19 protein-coding genes are annotated in these 24,917 nt (G+C 60.9%); 12 read left to right on the top strand and 7 right to left on the bottom strand.

Annotation, left to right across the window (positions count from 1 at the left end; translation table 11 throughout):
- Nucleotides 1-39: 39 nt before the first annotated feature.
- Entirely contained in the window at nucleotides 40-846 is an 807-nt protein-coding gene (locus tag AC07UH_RS20030; RefSeq protein WP_495181942.1) for a LytTR family DNA-binding domain-containing protein, read from the bottom strand.
- Nucleotides 847-1,009: 163 nt separating this feature from the next.
- Between AC07UH_RS20030 and AC07UH_RS20025 the strand changes: the two genes are divergently transcribed.
- From AC07UH_RS20025 to AC07UH_RS20010, 4 genes are all read left to right on the top strand, one after another.
- Nucleotides 1,010-2,194 carry an acyltransferase family protein gene (locus AC07UH_RS20025; RefSeq protein WP_495181941.1) on the top strand — a complete coding sequence of 395 codons (1,185 nt, stop codon included), beginning with the start codon at nucleotides 1,010-1,012 and terminating at the stop codon, nucleotides 2,192-2,194.
- A 168-nt stretch (nucleotides 2,195-2,362) separates the two neighbouring features.
- A complete protein-coding gene (locus tag AC07UH_RS20020; RefSeq protein WP_495181940.1) occupies nucleotides 2,363-2,803 on the top strand; it encodes a hypothetical protein in 441 nt (146 codons plus the stop codon).
- A 48-nt stretch (nucleotides 2,804-2,851) separates the two neighbouring features.
- Nucleotides 2,852-5,158 (top strand): PAS domain S-box protein, encoded by a 2,307-nt coding sequence (locus tag AC07UH_RS20015; protein WP_495181939.1) that lies wholly within the window; start codon nucleotides 2,852-2,854, stop codon nucleotides 5,156-5,158.
- A 10-nt stretch (nucleotides 5,159-5,168) separates the two neighbouring features.
- Nucleotides 5,169-5,687: a response regulator gene (locus AC07UH_RS20010; protein WP_495181938.1), complete on the top strand. Its 519-nt coding sequence runs from the start codon at nucleotides 5,169-5,171 to the stop codon at nucleotides 5,685-5,687.
- A gap of 253 nt (nucleotides 5,688-5,940) precedes the next feature.
- Here AC07UH_RS20010 and AC07UH_RS20005 read toward each other — a convergent pair whose 3' ends face one another.
- From AC07UH_RS20005 to AC07UH_RS19995, 3 genes are all read right to left on the bottom strand, one after another.
- A complete protein-coding gene (locus AC07UH_RS20005) occupies nucleotides 5,941-6,108 on the bottom strand; it encodes a zinc-binding dehydrogenase (protein WP_495181937.1) in 168 nt (55 codons plus the stop codon).
- A 129-nt stretch (nucleotides 6,109-6,237) separates the two neighbouring features.
- Nucleotides 6,238-6,495, bottom strand: coding sequence for a DUF6894 family protein (locus AC07UH_RS20000; RefSeq protein ID WP_495181936.1), 258 nt, complete (start codon nucleotides 6,493-6,495; stop codon nucleotides 6,238-6,240).
- A 550-nt stretch (nucleotides 6,496-7,045) separates the two neighbouring features.
- On the bottom strand, nucleotides 7,046-8,260 hold the full coding sequence (locus tag AC07UH_RS19995; RefSeq protein ID WP_495181935.1) for a methyltransferase: 1,215 nt from the start codon (nucleotides 8,258-8,260) through the stop codon (nucleotides 7,046-7,048).
- Between the two features lie 275 nt (nucleotides 8,261-8,535).
- Here AC07UH_RS19995 and AC07UH_RS19990 point away from each other — a divergent pair, with 275 nt between their 5' ends.
- The 4 genes from AC07UH_RS19990 to AC07UH_RS19975 all read left to right on the top strand — a co-directional run bounded on the left by AC07UH_RS19990 (nucleotide 8,536) and on the right by AC07UH_RS19975 (nucleotide 13,730).
- The gene (locus tag AC07UH_RS19990) at nucleotides 8,536-9,390 is read left to right on the top strand and encodes a phosphoribosyltransferase-like protein (RefSeq protein ID WP_495181934.1); all 855 of its coding nucleotides are present in this window, start codon (nucleotides 8,536-8,538) and stop codon (nucleotides 9,388-9,390) included.
- Nucleotides 9,387-11,243 carry an ORC-CDC6 family AAA ATPase gene (locus tag AC07UH_RS19985; RefSeq protein WP_495181933.1) on the top strand — a complete coding sequence of 619 codons (1,857 nt, stop codon included), beginning with the start codon at nucleotides 9,387-9,389 and terminating at the stop codon, nucleotides 11,241-11,243. The genes AC07UH_RS19990 and AC07UH_RS19985 overlap by 4 nt, the downstream gene beginning before the upstream one ends.
- Entirely contained in the window at nucleotides 11,179-12,201 is a 1,023-nt protein-coding gene (locus AC07UH_RS19980) for a hypothetical protein (protein WP_495181932.1), read from the top strand. Before AC07UH_RS19985 ends, AC07UH_RS19980 begins: the two co-directional genes overlap by 65 nt.
- Before the next feature lie 583 nt (nucleotides 12,202-12,784).
- Nucleotides 12,785-13,730, top strand: a protein-coding gene (locus tag AC07UH_RS19975; RefSeq protein WP_495181931.1) for an IS630 family transposase whose coding sequence is annotated in 2 segments (ribosomal slippage) — nucleotides 12,785-13,122 and nucleotides 13,121-13,730 — 948 coding nt in all. Because the reading frame shifts where the segments join, the coding sequence is not laid out codon by codon here.
- 131 nt (nucleotides 13,731-13,861) lie between these two features.
- Here AC07UH_RS19975 and AC07UH_RS19970 read toward each other — a convergent pair.
- The gene (locus AC07UH_RS19970; RefSeq protein ID WP_495181930.1) at nucleotides 13,862-14,614 is read right to left on the bottom strand and encodes an IclR family transcriptional regulator; all 753 of its coding nucleotides are present in this window, start codon (nucleotides 14,612-14,614) and stop codon (nucleotides 13,862-13,864) included.
- Nucleotides 14,615-14,805: 191 nt separating this feature from the next.
- Complete coding sequence (locus AC07UH_RS19965; protein WP_495181929.1) at nucleotides 14,806-17,718, bottom strand: TonB-dependent receptor; 2,913 nt, start codon at nucleotides 17,716-17,718, stop codon at nucleotides 14,806-14,808.
- A gap of 165 nt (nucleotides 17,719-17,883) precedes the next feature.
- Between AC07UH_RS19965 and AC07UH_RS19960 the strand changes: the two genes are divergently transcribed.
- Together AC07UH_RS19960 and AC07UH_RS19955 are read left to right on the top strand one after the other, a co-directional pair.
- Entirely contained in the window at nucleotides 17,884-18,705 is an 822-nt protein-coding gene (locus AC07UH_RS19960) for a GDSL-type esterase/lipase family protein (protein WP_495181928.1), read from the top strand.
- A 115-nt stretch (nucleotides 18,706-18,820) separates the two neighbouring features.
- A complete protein-coding gene (locus AC07UH_RS19955; RefSeq protein ID WP_495181926.1) occupies nucleotides 18,821-20,206 on the top strand; it encodes an alpha-L-fucosidase in 1,386 nt (461 codons plus the stop codon).
- Here the strand turns inward: AC07UH_RS19955 and AC07UH_RS19950 are convergent.
- The gene (locus AC07UH_RS19950) at nucleotides 20,199-20,915 is read right to left on the bottom strand and encodes an IS6 family transposase (RefSeq protein WP_495181925.1); all 717 of its coding nucleotides are present in this window, start codon (nucleotides 20,913-20,915) and stop codon (nucleotides 20,199-20,201) included. The two genes, AC07UH_RS19955 and AC07UH_RS19950, sit on opposite strands and share 8 nt — an antisense overlap.
- Nucleotides 20,916-21,130: 215 nt before the next feature.
- Here AC07UH_RS19950 and AC07UH_RS19945 point away from each other — a divergent pair, with 215 nt between their 5' ends.
- Both AC07UH_RS19945 and AC07UH_RS19940 read left to right on the top strand, forming a co-directional pair.
- Entirely contained in the window at nucleotides 21,131-22,204 is a 1,074-nt protein-coding gene (locus AC07UH_RS19945; RefSeq protein WP_495181924.1) for a LacI family DNA-binding transcriptional regulator, read from the top strand.
- A gap of 114 nt (nucleotides 22,205-22,318) precedes the next feature.
- Entirely contained in the window at nucleotides 22,319-24,817 is a 2,499-nt protein-coding gene (locus tag AC07UH_RS19940) for a glycoside hydrolase family 31 protein (RefSeq protein ID WP_495181923.1), read from the top strand.
- The last annotated feature ends 100 nt before the right edge of the window (nucleotides 24,818-24,917 follow it).

The following is a 24,917-nucleotide window of genomic DNA, read 5'->3' as shown; positions in this document are numbered from 1 at the left end:
ATATATCTGGTGGGCGGTGGACCACCTGTATAACGAAGACTAATCGCGTCTGGTTAGCTGATCGCGATAGCGGCGGCTTCCCGCCAGTATCGTTCCGTCAACCAAACTCACAGAGAAGTCGCCGCTGCGATCGGTGTGAACGCTACGAATGGCGTCACGACGGACGAGCCGGCTACGGTGGATGCGCACGAAGGCATCCCCTATTTCAATCTCGACGCCGGTCAGCGTCGCACGGTGCAGCAATGCTCGGCCTGCTGCATAGACCTCGACATAATTGCCTGCAGCACGGATGTGGTCGATGGTATCTACCGACAGAAGGTGCCGCGTTGCGCCATCAACGATAGCTAGGGTCCGCTGCGCAGTTGAAAGGGCAGCTGGGTTCGGTTCGGCCCGAGGCAGCGGATCGACACGTGCGAGTAGCCACTGAGACAATGCCGCCAGTCCGGTAAACTGCAGGTACGTCGCGGCATCCTTCCGGAACTCGTAGAGGTATGGATGGGCGATGCTGCCCGCGAAATGATACCCCTCCCCCATCGCACCGTAGGCCAGGTGGCGCAGGGCGACCATCGAGGCGACGTGCCATGCCGATGCGATCGGCAATCCCAACAGGACAATGAGCGCCACCGCCGGCCAGCCTACCTGTGGTGGGCGGACCTTCGCGACGCACCACCAGATCAACGGTGCGACGCTTAGCCAAGCCAACACGCTGCTGAGCTCCCAGATCCAGACGTGCGCGCGCGTTTCCCACACACCCGCTGCGGCCAGATCGCTAATTGTGGACTCAGCGTTACCGATGGTCACCACGACCAGAATCAACAGGAAGCCGGTAAGCAGCGCCGCGGCCATTTGTCGCCGCCCGCCACTCATCCCCGCCCACCCGCCGTTCGTCCCTGCCTCCGTCACCACCGTCCCTGCTGCCCCACGCTCTACCCCAGCGAACTTACCGAAGCATTCCTGCGGTCGCTAGCCACCGCCAAATCCATAGCACGGGTGGAAGGACAGCAGGGGCATGACAGGACGGCATTACGGCATGGACTGGCTACGTATCGGTGCGTTCCAGCTCCTCATCCTCTACCATGTTGGCATGGCGTTCGTGCCGTGGGACTATCCGGTGAAGCTGGTCACGCCCGGCATGCCCTGGGCAACGATCCCGATGTTCCTCTTGAATCCATGGCGGCTGTCGCTGCTGTTCGTGGTGTCCGGCTACGCCAGCGCAGCCTTGTTTGCCAAGCAGGGTAGCGTGGCAGGGTTCCTGCGGTCGCGGTTGTCTCGGCTGGGCACCCCGGTGGTTTTCGGCATGGCCGTCATTGTGGTGCCACAGCCTTGGGTGTGGCTGGTCACCCATTTCGACTATGGCCATGGCTTCGGCTACTTCGTCGTTCACGACTACTACCGCTTCCAGAAGATCGACGGGGTCGCGATGCCGACCTGGATGCACCTTTGGTTCGTCGTCTACCTGCTGGTTTACACGGTCCTGCTCGGTGGTTTGCTGAGCCTGCCCGCCCGCTGGCGCAGCGCCTGCCTCCATGTGGCCGAGCATGTGCTCGCCGGTCCCCTGCTGCTCCCGGCGGGTATCCTCTGGGTTTATGCCGCGCGTAGCATCGGCACCGGTTGGGAGGAAAGCCACGCCCTGGTCGCCGACTGGAGCGCGCATGCAACTTACCTGCCTGCATTCCTGTTTGGGGCGGGGCTGCGGTGGTCGAACAGGTTGTTCCCTTCGATCGGTCGCTGGTGGCCTACCGCGTCCGTGGCAGCCATCGATGGCTGGCTTGTGCTTGCAAGCACCGAGTTGGCCTGGCCGGGCAACACAATCGCACCGCACTGGGCATGGACGACGTTCCGGATTGCCCGTGCAGTCGAAAGCTGGTGCGCGATCATCGCGCTGATAGGAATGGCCGACCGTTTCGTGAACACCGACCATCGCTGGCGCCCCATGCTGGCCGAGACGGTGTTTCCCTTTTATCTCATCCATCAGACGATCATTGTCGTGGCCGGCTATGCACTGCTATCATCAGCCACCGGCCCACTCGCTCGTTTTGCCACCCTGCTTGTGGTCACGATGATGGGTTGTTGGGTCTTCTACCTCGTAGGCAGGCGGATCGATTGGCTAAGGCCGGTGATCGGCCTGAGCCGCCGCGGCAGCGACAAAGTCAACCGGACATTGGAAAGTCTCCCAAAACCGGCCCGCTCGTAATCAAAAGGTTTCTGGGGGTCCGACGTGACGACCGACAATCAGTCATTCGCGCGCCCTCCCCCGCGCCCCAATTTTTGTCGCTCGTTCATCTCTGCGTTTTGAATGGTTCGGGCTGTCGGCCTTTTGCTCCCGAACGTCGCCGCAACGTAGGCAGAAGGCCACGCCGGAATGCGCAGTCGACAGCGTGAGGAGACGGATGTAGCGTGCAGCGTTGTTGCGAGGGGTAGCGAGCTGTCTAAAATCTTGAAGACGGCGGAAGGAGAGCGACGCATTATCGCTCCCACGACCACCAAAAAGCTCGCCCAGCGCATGCTGAGTGCATCGCGCGAGATCGCTGAGTCCCTTCCACGTGGCTTCTACGCACCGACGCCGCTTGACACCCTCCTCATCCTCCACGTCGCTGAGGATGAAGCGTGCTACCTAGAGATAAGTGAACTCGACGTTCCCGGGGCGACGTCGCGCAGCGTCATCGACCGATGGGTGGCAGCTCTAGAGGCGGAAGGCCTGATCGACCGCCGGGACGCGTTTCTCGCGCTTAGCGAGAAGGGGCATAGGCTCGTAATCTCAACTATGGAGTCGATCTACGCCGCTCAGCGAGAGCTGGACTGATCATGCGAAATCTAGCGTGAAATGGCCTCCTTGGACGATGATAGTCGCATGATGATCGACTCTAACTTTGACTTTGATCACCGCCGAAGATTTTTGCATTACCTTAACAAGGCAATTCGACCGCTCGAAGACGCCGCCCAGATCCAAGCAACGGCATGCGCCATGCTTTCGAAAGAAATGCGAGCTGATCGGAGCGGTTACGTGGAACTGTCGGCGCTGACTGGTTCGATAACGGTCCTCAGGGACGCCGCGACTGACGTACCGTCGTTGATGGGCGAATACCAAACGGCTGACTTCGCGACGCAGCTATGTGACCGCCTTCGATGCGAGGAAGTCGATGTTCATTGCGATGTCGCTGCTGATCCCGCGCTGACTTCTGCTGAAAAAACAGCTTATGCCGCGATGCAGATAGGGGCCACCGTAAATGTGCCGCTGTTCGAGGCCGGCGAGCTGCGCGCCTTCTTTTTCCTGCATTACCGCCTTCCTCACATCTTTGTCCCTGGCGAAGTCGGCTTCCTGAGGGAAATGTCGGAGCGGGTTTGGGCGGCAATGGATGCTGCGCGTGTCAAAATGGCCTTGCGCACCAGCGAGGCCAGGCTCGCCGCAGCATTTGAGAGCGTGCCTGTTGGTATCGCCGTGCTCGACACTGAGGGCTGCATCGTAGTGGCAAACACCGAGTATCGCCAGTTCTTGCCCGGAGGCGTAATGCCATCGCGCGATCCGGGTGGCCGCGGCCGGTGGCAAGCGTGGAACGTCGAAGGCGAGGTTCTTTCCCTGCACGATTACCCAGGCGCGCGCGCGTTGCGTGGCGAGCGCACCGTGCCCGGCCAGGAAATGCTTTTCAACGTCGATCAGGATCGGCAAATATGGACCAGGGTCGCCAGTGTCCCCATCCTCGATGAAGACGGACGGGTCACCGGGCAGACGAGCGTCATCAGCGACATCGACGCGTTGAAGCGCGCGTCGGAGGCATTGCGAGAAAATGAGGCGCGCGCACAGCTGCTGATCGATGGCGTGGCCGTCGCGACTTGGGAAGCCGCAAGCGACGGCCTGGTGGAGGCGGACAGTCCAAGCTGGCGCGCTTACACCGGGCAGAGCGTCGACGATTGGAAAGGCTATGGATGGCTAAGCGCAATTCATCCGGAAGATCGTGCCGCCATCGGCGAGAAATGGCGCGAGACTGTCCGGAAGCGCTGCGCCGTCGATGCCGAATACCGGCTGCGGGACGCAAACGGCAACTATCGCTGGATGAACGTCCGTGCAGTTCCGCTGCGCGACGATGCGGGTCACATCGTCAAGTGGCTTGGTATGAATATCGATATCGACGAGCGTAAGCGACTGGAGCAGGCACTTGAGGGTAGTGAACGTCGCACCCGTGCCGTGCTAGAAGGCATTCCACAGCTGCTGTGGAGGGCGGATTGCTCCACAGAATGGACATGGACCAGCCCGCAGTGGACGAACTTTACCGGTCAATCTGAGCAGGACAGCCAAGGCTTTGGTTGGCTGCGCATTTTGCATCCCGAAGACAGGGCCACGGCGTTATCTGCCTGGACTGGAGCAGAAGCGGATGGCGGCTTCGAGAGCGAACATCGGCTTCGCAGGCAGGATGGAGCATATCGGTGGTTCGTCATGCGCGCCAAGCCGATCTGCGACGAAGACGGACATGTTATTGAATGGCTCGGCACAGCAAACGACATTGACGATCTTCGCCAGGCGCAGGGACGCCAAAGCGTGATGGTCGCGGAGCTTCAGCACCGCACTCGCAATCTCATTGCGGTGGTACAGGCCTTGTCTGAAAAGACGCTTGATGGCGCATCGTCGCTCGCCGACTTCAAGGAGCGCTTCGACGATCGCCTCTCGTCCCTGGCACGTGTTCAGGGGCTGCTGTCACATGCGTGCGCCGGTCGGAAGGTCACCTTCGACGCCCTGCTGCAATCTGAACTCCGAGCTCTTGGCGCTAATGATGGAGAGGGTTTGGATGTTCGCATCGCACTGCGTGGGCCATCCGGCATACCGCTGCGGTCAGGCGCGGTGCAGACGCTCGCGTTGGCGCTTCACGAACTGGCCACGAATGCCGTAAAGTACGGCGCTCTTACGGTCGGATCGGGCAGGCTAGCCATCACTTGGTCGGTGGCGCAGCAAGACGATCAGCGCGGCTTCCTCACCGTCGAATGGATCGAGAGCGGACTAGCGCCGCCACGAGCCGGAGGGAAGGACATGCCCATTGGTTATGGACGCGAGCTGATCGAGAGGGCACTGCCGTTCCAGTTGAAGGCCAGGACAAGCTACACCTTCACTGACGACGGTGTACGCTGCACCATCAGCGTACCGGTGATCGCAGATCAAACGAGCTAGAGGAAAAACGATGAGCGAACCCTTGCTGCACGATCGTCGTGTTCTAGTTGTAGAGGACGAATACATGATTGCAGAGGCGGTAAGCCGCAATCTGCGCAATGCCGGCGCAACGGTGATTGGGCCTGTGTCGGACGTGGAAGGGGCTTTGGCCTTACTCGGTGAGCATGATGACGTTAATGCCGCGGTGTTGGACATAAATTTGGGAGAGAGAACGGTATATCCTGTTGTCGATGCCTTAGTTGCCCGCGGCGCTCGATGCGTCTTTGCCACCGGCAACGACTTGGCGGATGTTCCTGCCGCCTATGCTTCGCTGAGCCGTTGTGAGAAACCGATAGATCCTTCGTGCCTCGTGAGAGCATTGCTGAATGGTGATCCAATGAAGATTCCTGTCACTGAGATCAGCTCTTCCGCCGCCATGACCAATTTACGGGAATGCCTGAACGATATGATCCAGTTAGCCGAAAAGCATGGTGAAACACTGCTTGTAGCGAAACTATGCGAAGCCGCTGACGTGGCAGCCGAGCTGTAATTAGTACATCACAAGGAAGCGGATGCTGCGGGTGGCTAGTCCAAAGCCATCAACAATGAAACGGCACGAACGATGCCGGGGGCGCGCCGGCCGCCTCGACCCAGTTCCAGCCATTCGTGGGTGAATTTCGCTTCCCGCATTCCGCCATTCGTTTACCTTGTGGATCCCGATGGCGGCTTGGGGAATCGTCGCCTCGTCTCGCGGCTGTCCTACAATTGCCAGCAAAGCGTGGCTCACGCAGGTGCGCGTCCGGTCAGTTTGTCAAAACGATCTTGCCTCCCCCGCCCTTCTCTAGCCGCTCGTGTGCGCTCCTGACCTCGCTGAGAGGCAGTCGCGAGCTAACCGGTATAGCAAAGCGGCCGTCGCGTACGTCGCGGGCGAACTCGCGGAGCTTTGACCGCGGACCGGCCGACTCTACCAAGAGCGCCTGTGACGATGCCCGTCTATGCGGCGGTCACGCCGGTCGTGAGCCGGACAAGCTGCTCGCCGGTTATAAGGGTGCCACCACGGTTGGTTTGCTTCGCGGGAATGGTGCGTCGAAGTTCGCCAACTATGGGCGGTTACCTTCCAAGCTGCTCCCCGCTGCCGACGACGTAGCATCCAAATCGATGTTCCACAGGATGAGCCCAGTTTCGTCAGTGACGGTGACACTCCAGGGTCGCGAGCCCCATAAGCTGCGGGGCGCGTCGCGCATCATCTGGCCGCACATGGCAATTGCCTGAGCCTTCGCCTCGTCTGGTGCATCAAACTCCATACCTTCCACGTCGTTCGAACGGCTGTCAGTGTCAGTGTGGAAAAAGAACTTCATTCTACAATCCGAAAGTCGGGCAACATCGCCAACGGTATCAACCGGTTTCGAACCCGATTGTTGCGGCTCTGGACGCGTAGCAGCCACGGCGCCGGCCTCTGTGTGCAGACGACCGGCGCCGGATCGCAGCCGATCGGATGGCGCGATAACTCAGCCTCCCACGCCGGACTGCGGATATTAACCGCGTCTCGCCCGGATACGGCTCGATTCGAGCCCGTACGAAACGCGCACTCGTGGCAGGAGGCAGCCCGCCGCTTGATGGCCGCTAATAGCTTGAATAGGTTTCATGCTGGCCTGAGTTCGTGCTTTCAAGTATTACATCCCGGGCCGGATCCGTGGCTCCCATGAAGACCCAGAAGCTGACGTTCACGGCGGCTTGAGCGCACCCCGGGAGCAGTCGTTCGTTCACTCGCGACGCTACGACCAGGATTGGGCCGTTACCAGACTGGCGGCTCGTGGGTGGCAATACCAACAGAGCGGACATTCGCTCAGATGGCGCCCAAGAAGGCGCTTTGTTTCAGATTTGAAAGCGGCCACGAGCGGTTCGCGCCTAGACGACAATGTCCAACAGGGCACTGATGGATATGTGGCGCGCGCCCGTTCCCCTTGCCGCCGATCGCAGTTGCGCCTGACCATCTGGTGACGCGAGGCCGCGAACCACGCGGTCGCCTACACCAAGAGGGCATCTCAGCCGGATCACGCAGTCGGACAAGCGGGCGGAGCCATCAGCCACCAGCGCCACCTTTCGCTCGAGCCTGCGATCCACTCGCGCCACCAGGACATCGCCAGGAACTGCCCACACGCCGGCGGCGTGCCAAACGGGTGCTGGAGGCAGGAAAACGAACGCCCCGGTGGCCATGGAGAAATTCGTAGTGTGAAAGGTCGGATACTCACTTTCACTCAACTGCACGGAACTGAGGGTGCCGCGCGTCGCGACAGCGCCTATGTCGCGTAGTGAACGCTTCCCATGTCCAGCTTCAGGCGGCGCTGCGTGGTGATAGCCGTGATCCATTCGACGCGTCGCCTGTTCCACGCCGACGTGGATCGGCTCCAGCCTGCTGCCGTCCGCCAAGATGCGATCGAGCTGGACCGACGTCGTGGGGCCCTCGCGCCGTATAATCACGACATAGGCCTGCGCGTCGGTTCCCTTGAATGCCCCGCGGGGAAGCTGGATTACTCGGGCGACCCGGTGCTGCTCAAGCAGTGCGCGGCGGAACGGCGCCAAGGCTGCCCCGGACACGAAGGAGTCCGGCAGAATTAGGCCGAGGCTTCCCCCGGCACGGACCAGGTGGATGGCCTGCGCAACAAAAATCATGTCGACGGGGACATCGCCGTAGACGGTGGTACAGGCGGGTAATCCCGCTCGCGCCAGGATCGGCGCTAGGGCTGGAGTCCATCGGGCCGTGCGATAAGGCGGGTTCGATATCACGATGTCGAGCGAACCAGAGCGCAGACCGTTCACGCCTTCCGACAGGCAGCCCATCACATCGGCCCGGAGATGACGATGCGCCGCCGCTTGCTCGGGCGTCAGAGCGCTCCTGATCTCATCGCCAGCTGCTGCGTCGATGTCGACGGTCACCAGCTCGGAGACGCTCCAGCGGGATAGGGCCGCGAGCGACAGCGCCCCGCCACCGCATCCAAGGTCGAGCACGCGGCCCGGCGAAGCGTCACCGATCGCGTCGACAAGCACTTGCCCCAGCCAGTCGGGGCTGTCGAACCGGCTGTAGGTCCGCCTGGCATGTTGCCGTGGGCTCGCGATCATCATGGCGCATGGTATCGTGCGATCCGGCACGGTACCAGAGCGTTTCGTCGCAGGGCGGTACCGCTCCGGCGCGGTCTTATGGCCAGCTTCCCCAAGCGGCCACCGCCCGCCAAACGTGCTTCGAGACGCGGACTAGGCGTAGGCTGCCGCCAGGAACTTACGGCCCCGGTTCACCCACCATTCTTCTTGCATCCTGGCAGCCGTAAAGTCATCTCCCACTGATGAGATCGGCACCCCAGTATGTGGATGAACACCAGGTGCTCGAGTCATGTGACCGCTTGGTCGACTTCGCGGCATGGCCTCGCGCGAAGGTCGAGTACCGGGCATGGCTCGACAATTTCGACCGCGCTGACCGCCCATTGGCGACAATAATGTTGAGCCGGTTCACGTACCTTTCGCACCAGTTCGTTGACCGACTGTTCACCACGTCCTTTCAGAGCATTTCGAATGCGCTTGGAAGCCCGAGGGACGACCATTCGGCAAAGCTCGACGCCTGGCAGCGCTACTGCGACGACGTTATCGCCATCCCGGTCATGGGCGAGACACCGAGCCCGGCCGACAGCGGTTGGGGCTTCACGCGCAAGTCGCGTCAGCTACTGGGCATATCCGAAGGCCGTCTGATGCACCCGCCTCAGGCGATCGAGGCCATGCTAGCCGCACCTGATCGGCCGGTAGTATTCGTCGATGACTTCGTCGGGTCCGGCGCTCAGTTTCTGAGGACTTGGCGGCGCACGCATTTGACGTCGCTCGGCCCGCGCTCGATCGCGACGCTTGGTCACCGTGGGACGATTCACTATTGTAACGTCATGATGACCGAATATGGACGCGACCGACTGCGCCGCGAGGCCTCGACCGTACGACTAGTCACCGGCAACCTGATCCCGCGCAGCCACAATTTCGCATGTTTCGGTTCCGCGATGTGGCCCTCCGGCCTCAATCTGCGAGGGGCGACTTTGGCAAAGCGGATCGGTGCGCGCCTTGGATACGACAGGTCTGACGGCAGCCTGCGCGACTGGCGTGGCTTCCACCGCCTTGGCCTTGGGGTTGCGCTGGAGGATTCGGTTCCTGATGCGAACCTCCCGCTGTTTTTCAGCGAGGCAAACGGGTGGCGCCCGCTGGTGCGAAGGTCATGACCGCCTCCGCCAATACAAAGGACCTGGTCGAACTCTTCGGCATCTATCGAGCCGAATGGCTTAGTGACGCTCTCTTCAAGCTGTTCACTAAGCCGACTTATTATCCGGAGTTGGAAACCGCGCGTCCGTGCGTGCTGGTCGGGGGCCGGGGCACGGGCAAGACGACCGTTCTGCGGTGTCTGTCCTACGAGGGTCGGTTCGCGCTGGACGGTGCGGACGACGGCCGCGTCGCCGATTGGCCGTACTACGGCTTCTACTACAAGGTGAACACTAACAGCGTCCGCGCCTTCCAGGGCGACGAGCTCACGCCGCGGCAGTGGCAGAAGATGTTCGCGCACTATCTGAACTTGGTACTTTGCGGCAGGCTGGTCGAGTTCCTAAATTGGCATTCTGTCCGTGTTACTGGTGACGTCCCGCTGCCCGAATCTATCTGCCAGGAAATCGCGGTCGCACTATTTTGCGAACCGGCCTCGACTCAGGAGGCGCTGCTCGCGTCGATCCAGAAGGGCGTGCGGCGGTTCGAGGCTTGGATCAACAACATCGACCCCGACAACCTGCCGAACCTGTCGATGCAAGGAACCGTGCTGGACGACCTGTGCGTAGCAGCCCTGGCGCTGCCCCAGTTCCGCGGAAAGCGCCTGTTCTTCATCATTGACGAGTTTGAGAACCTGCTGGACGACCAGCAGGAGGTCGTGAACACCTTAGTCAAGCACTGCGGCCCCGATTACACCTTCAAAATTGGGGTGCGTGAGCTCGGATGGCGGCGCCGCAGTACACTGCACCATAATGAGCAGCTGGTCAGCCCGGCCGACTACGAGCGGATCGACATCGAGCAACGGCTGGAGGGCGAGCAGTTCGTCCGATTCGCGACGGAAGTCTGCGGCCTGCGCGCGTCCAGCCGCTTCCCGGACGGTTTCGACCTGGACAGTATGCTGCCCTCTATAACCGCTGATGAGGAGGCCAAGCTGCTGGGCGCCGACGCCCGCGCGCGCGAAGTTCGAGATGAACTTGAGCGCTTGGCTCCGGACGCCGCCAGGTTGGTCGATGACGCTACCGCCATCGAACTCTCACTGGTTCAGTATTGGGCGAGGACCAAGCGTGTCAGCCTCGCCGACGTGGTCATGGAGCGGGAGCGCAAGCGCCAGACCTGGAACGACCGCCTTCACAACTATCGGGTGCCGCTCTTGTTCACCCTGCGCGGCAGCAGGCCGGGGATCCGGAAGTATTACGCCGGCTGGCGCACCTTCACGCTCCTTGCCGGGAACAATATCCGATACCTGCTGCAGCTCGTCGGGCAGGCGCTCCTGCTTCAGCGACAGGCCGGCCTTCCCGCCGACGGGGAAGCCATTTCGCCGGCCCTACAAACGCAGGCCGCGATCGACGTCGGCGCCAAGAACGTCAAAGAGCTGGAGGGTCTCGGCGTCCATGGTGCTCAGCTTACTCGGCTCGTCCTGTCGTTGGGCCGTCTGTTCGAAATGCTCGCCCTGCAGCCCGAGGGTCGGCGGCCCGAAATCACGAGGTTCACGCTGCCCGAGGACGAACCGCTCGGCGAGGTCGAGGGTCTACTCCAGGCGGCGGTCATGCACCTAGCACTCGTTCGCACCGTCTCCAGTCAGCGGACTAACCTCGATCTGAAGTCCTACGATTACGCGGTGCACCCAATCTTCGCAGCGTTCTTTGGCTTCAGCCACCGCGACATGCGTAAGATCAGCTTGGCCCCGGACATCATTCTGCAGCTGATGAGCGATCCGAAGGGCGCGATTCGGAAGGTGATGCGGCGCGGGGATCGTGATCCTGATCAGCCACTGCCGGACCAACTGCGCCTCTTCGAAGGCTTTTATGGCCGCGATTAGGGACCTGCCGCTCTTCACGACGGAGTACGACCGCGCCTCTGATTTGCAAATTCCGGAGAACGCGAGCTACATCTACGCCGTCACGAGCGAACCGCGCAGTGGCTTCGCCGCCGAGCTGCAGGCAAACACGCCATCCGCCCGATTCGTGCGCATCTCGCAGGACGACACCGCGGCCCACTTCGAGACTGACCTGCCTGGCCACAAACGGCTGCCGGTGCGCAGGCGGTCCACGATCGAACGGTTCCTGGGCGATCTCGGGACCGGCGATGTCTATCTCGACATCACCGGGCTTGGGCACCAGGTCTGGGCGCCCTTGGTCAGGGTGTGCCTAGAAACCGGCATCCGGCTCAACGTGGTATACCTCGAACCAGAAACCTACAGCTCCACCGCGCATGCCGAGCTGGGTACGATTTTTGATCTAAGCGAACGCACTGACGGCATACGTCCGCTGCCATTGTTCGCCACGCTGTTGGACGAGCGGCCGGAGACATCGTGCTTCGTCCCATTGCTGGGTTTCGAGGGCGCCCGCTTCTTGCAAATGCTAAACGAGGTCGAACCGGCAAAGGGCAAGGTTTTCCCCATCGTCGGCGTGCCTGGCTTCCGTCCGCACTATCCACTGGACGCGCTCATCGGCAATGCGGTCGGACTTGAGCAGGATAAGGCCGTACGGAACTTACGGTTCGCGCGGTCGAATTGTCCGTTTAGTCTTTACTATGAGGTTCAGGACATTGCTGATCGCGCGCCCAACGATCAAATCCGGCTTGGTCTGATCGGGACAAAGCCCCACGCCCTGGGTGCAATACTATTCGCGATCGCGAACGACGACCGTACCGAGATCATCTATGACAATGCCAGGCGCAAGGCCGGGCGCACGTCGGGTACAGCTAAGTGCTTGGTATACGCGGTATCTGACTTCCTACCGCCCGACCGATGGAGCCCGCGTCGGCCAATTACATAGCGGACAACGCCGCGGGCAGTGCCTCGCCATGCTGCCCGTTGTACCCGACAATATCAGATGTTCGTCGCACCGGTGACCAGCAGTACCTGAGCAGAGGCGGAGGCGCTTTCGCCGGTGCACATCGGGGCTGCAGCGAAATTAACGCGTTTTGCCGGCATTGCTATCGCGTCCGAGCACAAATTTGCACGGGAGGGTGTTAGCGCAGCGGATGTCGGGTTCTAGGGCTTGTCGTTGGCTTCGTGAACGAACGGATATGAGGCGCCTACTGTCGGCCAGCAAAGCCTGAACGAACGGCCTTTTACGCCCCCTTGGCGCCCGGAAGCTGCCGGCCCGAAATCCACCATTCCACGGACGTTTGAGGACCCTGTCCTGCCGACTGAACGAACGTCGGCTTTTTCCGATAGGTGCCCGAAAGCGGACGGGCCGCTACCCACCCAGAACAGCCCGCCCAAGTTCTGTCTCATCATCTGCCCAAACGGCCGTCGAACGCTAGAGCGGTTTCCGGCCCTTCTGAATCGTTGAGGATTCACACAGGCGCGGTTTTCTGATTCAGGCTCTGAGCCGGATCAGGAGGTTGGCACGGATGCCGCGAGTGCTGTCACAAGATCTCCGGGAGCGGGTGGTCGCCGCGATTGATGGCGGGATGTCATGCCGGGCCGCCGCAGCGCGGTTTGGGGTAAGCGCCGCGAGCGCGATCCGCTGGCGGCAGTTGGTCGTTCAGCACGGCACGCCGGCAGCCAAGCCGCAGGGTGGCGACCGCCGTGCGGCCCGGATCGACGCACACGCGACCTTCATCCTGGACGCGATCAGGGTGAAGGATGACATCACGCTGGTCGAGTTGCAGGTGCTGCTCGCCGAGCGCGGCACGCCGGTCGGGATAGGGACGCTGTGGCGGTTCTTCGACCGGCATCGGATCACACGCAAAAAAGACAGCGCACGCCACCGAACAGGATCGCCCCGACGTCCTGAAGCGCCGGGAGGAATGGTTCGACGGCCAGCTCGACCTCGATCCCGAACGCCTGGTCTTCATCGACGAGACCTGGGCGTCCACCAACATGGCGCGTCGCCACGGTCGCTGCCGGCGCGGCGAGCGGCTGCGCTCGGGCGTGCCCCAGGGACACTGGAAGACCACCACCCTCGTTGCCGGCCTGCGCCGCACCGGCATGGTGGCGCCGATGGTGCTCGACGGCCCGATCAACCGCGACGCCTTCGTTGCCTATGTCCGCCAGATGCTGGTGCCCGACCTCTCGCCCGGCGACATCGTCATCATGGACAACCTGTCGAGCCACAAGGCGCCCGCCGTGCGCGACGCCATCGAAGCGGCAGGCGCCAGGCTGCTCTTCCTCCCGCCCTACAGCCCCGACTTCAACCCGATCGAGCAGGCGTTCTCCAAGCTCAAAGCGCACCTGCGCAAGGCTGCCGAGCGCACCATCCACGGCCTCTGGAACGCCATCGGCCGCATCCTCGACCTCTACCCACCACAGGAGTGCGCCAACTACTTCGCCAACGCCGGCTACGATGCAGACTGATCGGAAAACGCTCTAACTGCACCAAAAAGCAAGTTGGCGGCTCTTCCACGAGAAGCGGCACTCGCTTCTACTCACCTTTGTACGCTCGTATAATTCGCAACGGGAAACCACGATCCGCGGTCTGACCCTATCTAGGCTGGCGGGACAAGCTGATTGGCTATGCTCATCGCTGCGGACCATACTGCTGCCCGCGCAGAGGCCAAATCCACGTGCGCGCCACGCCCGTCGACGAAGGGGACTGTAAGCGCCGCGCGCGCTTGCCCTGCTATACGAACCGGCGCAGAAAGATCGGTGATGCCGGTTATGACTGGGCTAGGGGCCACACATCCGCCATCTCTAGCAATCGTGTCGAGCTCAATCGCCAGGGCATGGTCATCGATAGGCTCCCCTGCTTCACGGATCTCGTCAATCATCGCCCGCCGCGCCTCCGCGGATTGAAACGCAAGTAAGACCCGACCTGACGCGGAGCGATGAAGCGGCCGTCGATAACCCGCGCGCACAGCATAGCCAATAAACCCTGGCGCTTCCACGCCGGTAATCACAACCATCTCTGCGCTAGAGTCGACCACCAAGTGACAGCTCTGCCCGGACTTGCGCGCAAGATTGTGCATTATTGGAACGGCAGCTGTTACGAGGTCGCGGATTGCAGGTCGCCCCATGCTCAATGCGAGGAGACGGTTGGTCAAGCTAAAGCCGTTCTCGCTTCGCGATATGTAACCAAGCTCCCCGAGGACCTGAAGCACTCGGTAGATCTCGCCAACCGATCGCCCCAAACCTGTCGAGATCTCACCAGCATTAAGCTCCTCACCAGCTTGCGCGAGATATTCCAAGATCTCAAGACCTTTGGTCAGTGCCGGTGCTTTGTAGCGAGATTGCTTGATCATAGATTTTCCCGCATAGTTTAACTATGCGGCTGAAGCGTAGACGGTGGATAAATTGGTCACGACGCTGCTCCTAGGACCACGGTTGATATTAGCACAGCATTTTCGTTATACGCTGCGATCGCGAACACCAACGAAATGGCTCCAAAAAAGCCGGGTCGGGCTTCAAAGCCCGACCCGGGGATACAGTGCGGTCAATAAGTGAGGCGTGCGATTACGCTGATCCGTCGATCGTTTAGCACGTAAGACTGAGGGCGGCTTGCAATGCCGTAGTACGTCCGGTTTTCGGTGTTGGTCAGGTTCGTGCCGTCCACCGTCAGCGCGAAATGGGGCGCTACGGTGTAGGTTATCGAGGCATCGAGTTGTCCCCGCGCCGCGTTGAAAATGGGCAGATTGCCGCTCCCGTTCCCCGCCGTCGTCACCACGTACTTGCTACGCCAGTTGTAAGCGGCGCGTGCCGACAAAGGTCCGCGATCGTAGAAGCCAATGACATTATAGCTGTACTTTGACAGTTGTTCGAGTGGGACCAGCAGGCGATTTCCAGACGTATCAGTTGCGCCTGGGCTAGGCGCCTTGCTGTCTACGAAGGTAAAATTAGCTTGCGTTCCAAAACCCGAGAGCCACCCTGGCAAGAAGTCAAAGAAGGTGTTGGCGCCAACCTCGAAGCCCTTGATCTTACCGTTGTCGCCGTTGACCGGCCGCGTGACCTGATATGTATACGTGTTATTACCAAAACTGTAGTTTTCCGGCCCCGTTATGTTGGCAATGAAACCATCGACCTTCTTGTAGAACCCAGCAGCGTAAAGAGAGCCGGTCCGCGAGAAGTAGTACTCCAGTGAGGCATCGAATTGGGTTGCCGTCAGAGGCTTCAAGTTCGCATTGCCTGACGTCGCTACGCGCTGACCGCCGGTTGCGACAAACTCGTTGATGGAGACGTTTGGATTAAGCTGGGTGAAATCAGGACGGGTGAGCGCTTTCGACCCAGCGAGGCGAAGTTGTAGCTTTTCGGTGAGGTGGAAGGTGAGGTTAACGCTTGGCAAAAATTTAGTATAATCTGAGTCGACCGAGATCGGCACGAACGACACCGGACCATTGCCGAAGATCGGCAGCCCGGTCGTCGTGTCCACACCGGTCTGCACCTGTGGTGCACGGCTTTCGAAACCCGAGGTTCCGACCTTCGTCTTCACGACGCGCAAGCCGATGTTGCCGTCGAACGGCACGGCAAAGTCGCTCGTGCCAAACCGTGCCACGCCATAAGCCGTGTACGTCTTTTCACTCTGCGTATTACGGTCGCTTGGCTGATAGCCAACACCGTTGAGAAGGGCTTGAGTTTGCGACGGGTCGACATAGGGGGCCAACGCAGCTCGCGTGGCGTCATAATCAAGGACGATGTTGCGATCGAAGAAAATCGCGCCTTCCGGCACACCCTGGTAGCCGCGGTACACTTCCCCGCGGAAGGGACGTAGTTCATACAAGGATGACGCCAGCGGTCGGGTCAGACCGTAGTAGGCATAGGTGCTGCTATCGGTCACTGCCGACCGATCGGTATAGCGAAGGCCGACTGCGATCGACTTCAGGAAACCGTCGAAGGTGTACTTCGCGTCGAGCCGTCCAGCGTACTCCGTGCCCACCGAGTGTTCGATATGGTCCAGATAGCCCGCGCCCGACGCGTAATTGGCGGGGTCGGTGGTCAAACCGTTGCCGTTCGCAGCGTTTGCGTCGGGTGAAATGAGCATTGTCGGGACTCCATTACCGGTCGCCAAGAACAAGCTTTCCGCAGTTGAGCCGAGGATGACGATTGATCGCTGTCCGTCAGTCGTTCCGCGAATATACTGGAAGTCGCCGTTGATCGTGAGGCGATCAGATGGCGTCCACTTGGCGTTCAGCGAATAGTCGCTAGTCACGGAATGACGGGTTTCCAAACTGGTATTCGCGTTTGTCGGAACGTTGACGAAGGTTCCGCTCCGGAAGTTACCATCTTCGTCATAGGTGAACGGTTTGGTGAAATCCGGAGTGATCGGATTGTCGCCGGTATAAGCGAAATAGCTGTAGTCGGCATAGCGGAACTTGTAGTCCGAACGAATATATTCGCCCGTGAACTGCAGCGTGTCGGTGGGCTTCCACTGCAACGCTACGTCGATACCGAGGCGACGCCGATCACCAAGATATTCGCCGATACCGACGCCGTGCGACAGATACGTAGGCTTACCCGTTCGGCTCAGGCCCGCTGCTGTCGCTGCATCGCCAGGGTTCACGAAGGTACCGTCCGCGTTCCGTGCCTCATTTAGCAAGTAGAACGGCTGGCTGGAGATCTGATCCTGACGGAAGGCCGTCTGCTGAAACGCAACATCAACCAGCACGCCGATCTCGCCGATGCCGGTGTTCCAGCGATCAGAAACCAGCAAGTTGGCCTGCGGTTTGCTCGCGCCGTACAGATCGTAATAATTCACGCCACCCGACGCGGAGAGCTTGAAGCCGTCGAAATCGAACGGCTTGCGGGTGCGAAGGTTGATGAGGCCGCCGATGCCACCTTCAATCAATTCCGCCGAGGGATTCTTGTAGACGTCGACACCTGCAAGAAGCTCGGACGGAACATCCTCAAGGCTGAGCGATCGGCCGCCGCTTGCGGTGAAAATGTCCCGGCCGTTAATCTCAGTGCGGACTTGGCTGAGGCCGCGGATGGCCACGGAGCTGCCCTCGCCGTAGCTGCGCTGGATCTGCACACCCGTGATGCGCTGCAACGCTTCGGCCACGTTGCGGTCAGGCAGCTTGCCGATGTCTTCGGCGACAATTGAGTCAACGATCTGGTCGGCGTTACGCTTGATGCTCTGGGCACTCGACAGGCTTGCGCGGACGCCGGTCACGACAATGTCGCCGTCCGGCACGCCGCTACCAGCCTGTTGGTCAGCGACGCCCTGATCACCGCTGGGCGGAACGGTGGCACTCTGGCTCGCGGCGTCTGCCGGTTGAGTGGCGGGCGTAGGGAGCGGTGCAGGAGCGGTCTGGGCAAACACTGGCGTGGCCATGCCGATCAGCACAGCAGCAGCTGACACTCCGGTAGCTAGCTGAAGGGTGCGCACTCTGCGTGCAGCGGCCAATTTCTTCATCACATTCCTCTCCTGATCGTCGACCCCTGAACGGGATGCTGTGGGATCTCATAGACTTATGTACGACAATATGAAATATGAAAAATGCTTTTACCGGTGCATATGCCGGCGGCGGGCTGAAATGGCTGCAGAGTCGGCGAACATGAGGAGGGAGCGCATGCTGGTATGTCGATGAATGTCACGAGCATGAGGGACGCTGCAGCCGCCTCGATTGGCCTGCTTCTGTTTGCAGCGCTGCCCGCATCAGGTGCAGAAAAAACGTATCAAAGCTCGCCAGAGCGGCGTTCCACGGTGAAACGGGATTGGGGACCGTGGCTTGGTCCGTTTCGCGCCAAGTTGGTGCCGGTGCTGATGCAGGACTTTGGCGAGCGCTACATCTACCGTGATGCCAACGCCGCTCTTCCACCGCCGCATGCCAGCGAGCAGCGTGTCGTGTTTATCGGTGACTCGATCACAGATCGGTGGAACCTGGCAGCAAGCTTTCCAGGTAAGGCTTACGTCAACCGCGGTATTGGCAGCCAGGTAACGTCGCAGATGCTGTTACGCTTCCATCAGGATGTCATCGCGCTGCAACCTACCGTGGTGGTCATCCTCGCTGGGATCAACGACGTGCAAGGCTTCCTACAACAGGAACGGCCGGATCAGATCGAGGCAAACTGGGAAGCGATGGCAGATCTTGCCGATCGCCATCGTATCGCAACCGTATTCGGCGCCCTGCTTCCAGTTAACAATTACACCGAGGCAGCGCGCGACGTGGTCAAGGAGCGCAAGCCAGCCGAGCTGCGCGCACTCAATGCATGGCTGAAGGCATTTTGCGTGCGGCGTGGCTATGCCTTTGCCGACTATCATGAAGCGCTGGCGGATCGGCACGGCCTGATGGATGCACGCTACACGAACGATGGCGTCCACCCGCTGGACAACGGCTATGCGCGCATGGCGCCGATTGCCGCTGCCGCCATTGCAAAGGCACTAAGGAAGACACGATGACGTCTATCGATCGCCGCACTTACTCGCGGGAAGCGCTGCGCTGTGTATGGGCCATGCCGCAGGCGCGGTTCCTTAAACTCGTGCACCATTATCGCCGCAATCAGCATTGCGACCGGTGAGCGTACCTGCACCGCGCAGCTTTACCGGCGATTGGTCATCCCTCACATCCGGCTACACAGCACCAGACTGGTTCCGAGACGCCAAATTCGGGATCTGGGCACACTGGTGTGCGCCATCTGTACCAGCTGCCGGCGACGATTGGTACGCGCGGGACATGTACCTGCAGGGCCATCCCTCGTACGAACACCATCTGAAGCATTACCGGCATCCGGCGGACCGTGGCTTCATAGAAATCCAGAATGCGTGGAAGGCGGAACGCTGGGACCCTGCCGAACTACTAGATCTCTACAAGCGCGCAGGCGCGCGCTACTTCATGGCACTGGCCAACCACCACGACAATCTTGACTGTTCTGCTTCCTCCCACCACGGGTGGAACTCCACCCGCATCGGTCCGAAGAAAGACATCGTTGGCATCTGGGCAAGATTAGCTCGTGAACGTGGCCTACGCTTTGCCGTATCGAATCATTCCGGACACGCGTGGCACTGGAACCAACCTGCCTACGAGTTCGACCCTGAAGGACCGCGACGCGGGCAACGCTACGATGCTGCGCGGCTCACGTCGGCAGATGGTCCAGGTACATGGTGGGATGGCCTCGATCCGCAACATCTTTACGGTGGCGCCTCTATGCAGATGCCCATTAGCATCGGCTCCCTCCCCGAAGCGAACGCGTGGCATGCCGCCACCGATGGCCTGTGGGACGAAGGGCCCTCACGTGATCCGGCTTTCGTCAGCCGGTGGCTGCTTCGCTGCCGCGAACTGATCGACCGCTACCAACCCGACATGCTGTACTTCGACAATCACGACCTGCCGCTTGGGCAAGCCGGGCTGGATATTGCAGCCTACTTCTACAATCAGAACATGCGAAGCAACGGTGGTCGATTGGAAGGTGTCTGTACCGCCAAGGAAACACCGCCCCAGCGGCGGATGGGTGTGGTCGATGTCGTAGAACGCGGCCAGAAAGGCTTCATCGATCCATATCCTTGGCAGACGGAAACTTGCTTGGGCAACTGGTTCTACGGTGAGCAATACCTTCGCGAAAATCGTTATAAGACGCCGGCAAAGGTGCTCCATACGCTATGTGATGTCGTGTCAAAGAACGGCAACATGATGCTCAGCGTACCTATCCGCGGCGACGGCACGATCGACGAGAAGGAGCGAGAGATCGTCGAGGAGATCGGCCTCTGGATGCGTCGCTATGGTGACGCCATCTACGGCACACGGCCGTGGCGTATCCACGCCGAGGGACCGACAGGGTCCGGAGGCGGCGCTCTATCCGAAGGCGGTCAGGACAGCAGCTATACGTCTCGAGGGAGCTGTCAGTTTAATGCGGACGCGTCTCGGCAGGTTGAAGCTGGTCTTTTGAGAGCTAGGTTCAGCTGACAAGCGCCTGCCACTCCGCCAGCGCGGCGGAGCGTCGCTCTCGATAGGTCTGTCTGTCGATGAGGTGTCGTTCCAAGCTAAAATAGTTGTGGACGTTGGCATGCACAGAGGCGAACTTTTGCAGCGTCTTCATCTGCCGGAACCTCAACATAGCTCGCTCTCGTCGTCGGAACGCCAGGTGGCTGTTCTCGACCCTGTTGTTGGCCCAGCGACCCACCTCCTGCCGATCGCGGCAGCCCAGCTCATTCATCGCAGCGCCGTAGCTGCGCAGGCCGTCGGTGGTGATCTTATCTGGCGATCCATTACGTTTGAGCGCTTTCCTCATGAAGGTCAGCGCTGCCGCCTTGTCACGGGCCTTGGTGACGTAGCTTTCTAGCACCTCGCCTTCATGATCGACCGCCCGCCACAGGTAGACCATCTCGCCATTCAGCTTCACGTACATCTCGTCCAGGTGCCAACGCCAATGGCGAAAGCCGCGCATCCGGCTCACCCGCTGTTGGCGGATATCGCTGGCGAAGAGTGGGCCGAATCTGTTCCACCAGAGGCGTACCGTCTCGTGGCAGATGTCGATCCCCCGCTCGAACAGCAGGTCCTCTACGTTCCGCAGCGACAACGGGAAGCGCACGTACATTAGCACCACCAACCGGATCACCTCAGGTGACGAGTTGAAGTAGCGAAACGGGCTGGCGGGCTTGCGCGGGCGGGGCATATACCCGCCCTACCCGCTTTCGATCAAAAGCGGGTGCATTTGGTTTGACGGAGCCCGTCATTGAGCCTGCCCTCGCGGCATCCCAACTTCTGCCATTCGTTCACCTCGAAATAAGCAGGCGAACACCAGCCATTCGATTGACGTAAAGCCGTTGCCACTGACAGCGGGTTCTTAGCGGGACAAGGGTGCGGACAGAAAACGGTCGGCGGGTATGATTGCGAAAATCTGTCGATTTCTCCTACAAGTTTGGCCCGCACGGTGTAGGGCGGCCAACGAGGGGACAAGACACGACGCAGGTCAAGACTTTGGCCGACATAGCGGCGATCGCAGGCGTTACGCCTGCCACGGTGTCGCGCGCCCTATCGGGCCACCCCCGCATCAGTTCCGGAACGCGTCATAAGATATTGGCGATCGCCGAGGACCACGGTTTCCAACTGAACCAGACGGCGCGGAATCTTCGGCTCGGCCGCACGCAGTCTATCGGTGTGGTAATCCCGCTCGGCCACGAGAGCGCGCAGCGCGTGTCGGACCCGTTCTACACAGCGCTGATCGGCAATCTGATGGACGGACTGGCGCGACGCGACCACGCCATGCTGCTGTCGGCGGTCACGCCGCATGACAGCGCATGGCTGTCCAACCTGTCGCGGAGCGGCCGGGTCGATGGGATCATCGTGCTGTGCCAGTCCGATCAGGATAGCGTGCTGCGTCACGTGGGCCGCAGCTACATGCCATTGGTCGTCTGGGGGGAAAGCAGCGACGGCGAGCAGGCGTATTGCTGCGTCGGTACCGACAACCGGCTTGGTGGCCGACTGGCTACCAGCCATTTGCTTGAAGCCGGCCGTCGCAGGATCGCTTTTGCCGGTATGACCGACATTCCCGAGTTGGCGGCACGATATCAAGGCTATATCGACGCTCACTCTGCTGCCCGGATAAAACCCGGCCCGCATATTCCCGTGCCGCTCGCCTTCAATCCCGCCTCGACCGAGCTTCACGAAGCGCTCGCGCATGCCCAGGACATCGACGCCATCGTGGCGGCGTCGGACATGATCGCAATGGGCGCTATCCGCGCGCTGTCCAACACGGGCAGACGCGTGCCTGACGATGTGCCGGTTATCGGTTATGATGACGTCACCCTGGCCGCATACACCATGCCCGCACTGACGACGATTCGTCAGGATCTGCGGATTGCGGCGGACACCATACTTGATCTTTTGTTCAAGCGGATGGCGGGTCACGATGCGCCGTCCGTCAGGATTCCGTTGAGTCTGATCGAGCGTCAATCGGGCTAAATCCGCGTGACTCATTGACAACGCTGGATTCTTTCGCTGTGTGTAAACGATTACGCCGACATGCAAGGCCGGTTGGGAGATGGAACGATGGGGCGGTTAAAGATAGGCGCGTGGTTGGCCACGGCGGCGACGCTGACGATGGCACCAACCACCATGGCTACCGCAGCCGGAGCAGCCGCCGTTCAGGCTGATACCGAAGTGCGGACTGCGATGGTCGCGCGCCCAGACGGCGTCGAAGTGCGCCGCGGAACGATGTTGATGCGCATCACCGCGGTCACCAACGACGTGTTGCGCGTGCGCATCGCACCCGACGGGACGCTGCCGGAGGATGCGAGCTGGGCGGTGCCGGCGCGCATCCGTCACGATCATGTAAAGGTGGCGGCAACGGCGGATGGCTTCACCACCGCCACCATGCGCGTCCGCCTGACGGGCACATTATCGCGGATGGTGATCGAGACGCTCGACGGCAAGGTGATCTCTGCCGACGACACGCAACCGATGACCCGCGACGACAAGGCCTTTTCGCTGCGCAAGGCGATGCCCCAGCCCGAACATTATTTCGGGCTTGGCGACAAGACCGGCGGGATCGATCGTCGCGGCAAGAGCTTCGTCGACTGGAACACGGATGCGTTCGGCTTCGCTTCCAGCGATGATCCGATCTATAAGTCGATCCCCTTCTTCATCGGTGTCGGCGGTGCCGGCGGCAGCTATGGTATTCTGCTCGACAATACTTGGCGCAGCTGGTTCGATTTCGGACATCGCGAGGAAGGCGTGGTGTCGTTTGGTAGCCCGAACGGCCCGATCGATTATTACGTAATCAACGGCCCAACCACGGCGGAAGTGGTCCGCCGTTACACCGACCTCACCGGCAAGGCACCGCTGACCCCGCAATGGGCGCTCGGTTATCAGCAATCGCGCTACAGCTACATGTCGGCCGACGAGGTTCGTCAGATCGCTGCACGGTTACGCACGGACCGGATTCCCACCGACGTACTGTGGTTGGACATCGATTATCAGGATCACAATCGTCCGTTCACCGTCAACAAGCAGACCTTCCCGGATCTGAAAGGCTTGATCAGCGAAGTTGGGCGCAACGGGTTCAAGGTGGTCACGATCACCGATCTCCACGTCGCTCAGCTTCCTAATCAAGGCTATGCTCCCTACGATACAGGGATCGCTGGAAACCGCTTTGTGCACGACGCGGCCGGCCAGACCTATGTGGCGCCCGTGTGGCCTGGGCCCTCCGTATTCCCCGATTTCACCGATGCCAAGGTTCGTGACTGGTGGGGCGGATTGTTCAAGGCTGATGTCGCAAACGGCGTTGCCGGCGCCTGGAACGACATGAACGAGCCCGCGGTGTTCGAAACGCCGACGAAGACCATGCCGCTCGACAATATCCACCACATCGCCGGCGATGATTTCGCGACCCGTGATGCGACGCATGCCGAAATGCACAACGTCTATGGCATGCAGAACACGCGTGCGACCTATGACGGACTGCGCGCGCTGCGCCCCAACGAGCGCGCCTATGTGATGACCCGCGCCAGCTATGCCGGTGGACAGCGCTATTCGGCGACATGGACCGGTGACAACAGCGCGACTTGGGATCACCTGAAGCTGTCGATCCAGCAGATCATCAACCTGGGCCTGTCGGGCTTCTCGTACAGCGGCGCCGATGTCAGCGGTTTCGCCGGCGGCCCCAGCCCCGATCTCCTCACCCGCTGGATCGAGATCGGCGCCTTTTATCCCGTATTCCGCGACCATTCCGCCAAAGGCACCCCCCGCGTCGAGCCCTGGGTAGACGGCCCGGAGCATCTCGCCATCCGCCGCCGCTTCATCGAGGAGCGCTACCGGCTGATGCCCTATCTGTACGGCTTGGCAGAGCTGAATTCACGTACTGGCGATCCGATCATGCGCCCGGTGTTCTACGATTACCCGTCCGCAATCAGTGCGTCGTGCGATCAATCGTCCACGTTTACGCTCGGCAAGTCACTGCTGGTGGCGCCGCCACCGCGGATCGAGTCGCCTCAAGTCTACGACGTCTGTCTGCCCGCGGGAGGCTGGTTCGATTATTGGACGGGGAAGCGTGCCGGCACGCCGCAAGCCGAGACCGCCGGACAGGTGCAATCGGCGACACAGGCGACCGGACAGGTCTTCACCAAAGCTGATGTTGTAAGCGAGACGCCGCGTCTTGATCATCTGCCGGTCTATGTCCGGGCCGGTACCATCCTGCCGCGGCAGGCGGTGGTGCAGACCACGGCGGAGACACCCAAGGGCCCACTGATGCTCGACGTCTACCCCGGTGATGATTGCCGCGGCGACCTTTATGCCGACGACGGGCATAGCATGGCGTTCGCCAACGGCGCCTACCTGCGCCAGGAAATCCGCTGCACGCTGACTCCGCAAGGCCTGGAGATCAGCTTTGCAGCACGCCAGGGCCGCTTTGCTCCTTGGTGGCGCCTGCTGGCGGTAACCGTTCACGGCTGGCAAGGTGTGGCGACCGTGAAGCGGGGCGGCACGAACGTCGCTGCTCAGGCGGATGCGGCTACCGAAACCCTCGCCTTTGTGCTGCCGGACCAGCCGAAGGCTACACGCATCACGATCGCTCGCTAGACGACACAAGGCACCACCGGTCCCGCCGGACCGGTGGTGTTGCAGTTTTGCTACAGAAATTGGCTGTTGTGCAATCGTTTGAACAAATCCGCTTGCACGC

The organism is Sphingomonas sp. GW821-FHT04B01 (genome assembly GCF_059420425.1).
This window is presented reverse-complemented; position numbering and strand designations above follow the sequence as displayed.